Below are 2,262 nucleotides of genomic sequence, written 5' to 3' on the forward strand. Positions count from 1 at the left end.
TGGCACTGTCTGGGTGAATGGCGATAATGGCTATATTGCCATGCAGGTCAGTGGGTTAGAAGTGCTTCCGGGGGCCGGTCTCACGGATTCAGGTTAAAGCTAAAAACCATATCATAAAGCAATACTTAGATCATTCTTCAAAAGTAGAAGAGGCATATTCCGAGATTGACTCATTGATAGCTTTTGGAAAAGATACAATCCTTCAGAATTTAAACGATTTATACTATCTTGCTTTAGACGCTGTTGAGATTGATTACTTGATTTTTGATATAGACATAGATAAAGTCAGAGAAAATTCAGAGTTTATTTTGGATTTTATCATTCAGAGATTAAAAAATACTGTATTTGAATCAAAAAACACTCCTGTCTACAAAGAACATGTTGAATTGGGGGTGAATGTTGTTGTGGCTCATGCTTTTATTGAATGCATAATCATGGAGAATCCAGCTTATGATTCCTAGAAGTGGTTGTGACCCAGAAATAAATGTTGTAAGCATAGGGGCAAAAATTCTAAAGAAAGTGGCAGAAGAAAATCCGTCCTTAGATGCGATACTCACTGACTGCTCTTCAGAGCTAAAAGTATCAATTGATCACATCATATTGTCGTTAGATTGGTTGTTTTCAATTAGGGCTATTGGGTTTAATGGAGTAGAGGTTTTTATAAATGAAGCTTGATAGTCTTGAAGTAAAGATAAATAACGAAGTAAAAAGATTTGTTAAATTCGAGTCTGGTCTGAACCTCGTCACAAACAAGCCAAATTCTGGTCGTACAGGTAACAGTGTTGGAAAATCAACATTATCACGAGTGGTTGATTTTCTAATGCTAGGAAGCATAGACAGCATTTACATTGATGAAGAGTTTAAAAAGCCAAATCTTGAGATAGAAGCGCTTTTTAAGAACAACTTTGTAACTGCTTCTCTCAGTTTCTTTGACTACTCAAACAAAATAAATCAAATTTCTCGCCGTTTATGTATTGAAGAAAAAACTGAATCTAAATTCTGGATAAATGGTGAAAGTGTTGAAGAAAAGCAATATGAGTCATTTATTCAAGATAAAATTTTTAATATATCTACTAGAAGACCTTCTGTTCGAGCAGTAGCGCCGAAATTCATTAGAAATGACAGTCATAGAATGTTGAGTACAACTAAGTTTCTTGATAAACGACAAGGCCCAAAAGATTATAGCGAACTTTTTTTATACCTTTTCGGTTTCAATAATACATCTCTACTTACAGAGAAAAGAGATGCGACGAATCTGGTTAACAGGCGAAAAAGGAATTCCACATCAATTAATGCGCTAGTGAAAGAGCAAAAGCCAAAAAGTGAGATTAAGAGGTATAAGGCAGATGCTAAAGAGCTAGAGAACAACCTTTTAACATTCGAATATTCACCAGAATATTCAAACCCAATAGAAAGACTTTCAGAACTACAAGTAAAAGAAGAACGATATACAGAAGAACTTCTATCTATACAGCGAAAAGTAGACAACATTAATCATACTGTCGAGCTGTTATCCAAAGACAAAGATGGTTATTTGATTAATGAGCTTAAAGCTATATATAGTTTTTCTGGCGTCGCAATTGATGGAGCCTTACGAGAACTTGAAGACGTTGTTTTGTTCCATAGAAATCTCGTTGAGAAAAAGAAGCACTTTCTTACGATTGATTTACCCAAATTGAATGAAGAGTCTGAAGGTCTTCTGGCAGAACTCAGTTCAATAAGGAAAGATAAGTTACAAGTTTTTTCTGATATGCGGTCTAAGGAAAGCTTAGACCATGTGACTAAAAATCTGAAGCGACTTGGTGAGCTTAAAGTTGAGCTTGGGAAGCTAGAAGGTCTAATGGAGCAGCAGTCCAAAGCAAAATCAGATCAAACTGAAGCAGAAGATCAATTGCAAAAAATCCTTGAGGCTATTTCCAAAGAGATTGACAATGTTTATGAATTTGAGGAAAAGTTTAATGCACATTTAAGGTCTATTACCAAAAGTCTTCACGATGAAGAGTACAGCATAGACTTAGATTTCAATAAGGATAGTGGTACTTGCACTATAGAACTCAATAACTCAGCAACTAATCCTGAGGGCGGGAAGAAGAAAGCCGAAGTTATTGCTTTTGACTTTGCATATATATATGCTGTTGATGAGTTAAAGCTTAATCGACCTAGTTTTATGGCTCTTCGACGTTGGGTGTGGAATTCGCCCCCTGAGCTGGGCCAGAATATGACCTCCACAGCGGCAGGAGGTATGACATGGACGGCACCCAG

3 protein-coding genes are annotated in these 2,262 nt (G+C 36.3%); all 3 read left to right on the forward strand.

Going from position 1 to position 2,262, the window contains the following annotated elements:
• The first annotated feature begins 173 nt into the window (after window positions 1-173).
• A complete protein-coding gene (locus BIS10_RS18410; protein WP_253507620.1) occupies window positions 174-461 on the forward strand; it encodes a hypothetical protein in 288 nt (95 codons plus the stop codon).
• The gene (locus tag BIS10_RS18415; RefSeq protein ID WP_253507635.1) at window positions 451-675 is read left to right on the forward strand and encodes an ABC-three component system middle component 6; all 225 of its coding nucleotides are present in this window, start codon (window positions 451-453) and stop codon (window positions 673-675) included. The genes BIS10_RS18410 and BIS10_RS18415 overlap by 11 nt, the downstream gene beginning before the upstream one ends.
• A partial coding sequence (locus BIS10_RS18420) for a hypothetical protein (RefSeq protein ID WP_253507637.1) occupies window positions 665-2,262 on the forward strand: 1,598 nt, incomplete at its 3' end. The genes BIS10_RS18415 and BIS10_RS18420, both read left to right, overlap by 11 nt.

The organism is Halomonas sp. 707B3 (assembly GCF_024158645.1).
GTDB classification, from domain to species: domain Bacteria; phylum Pseudomonadota; class Gammaproteobacteria; order Pseudomonadales; family Halomonadaceae; genus Vreelandella; species Vreelandella lionensis.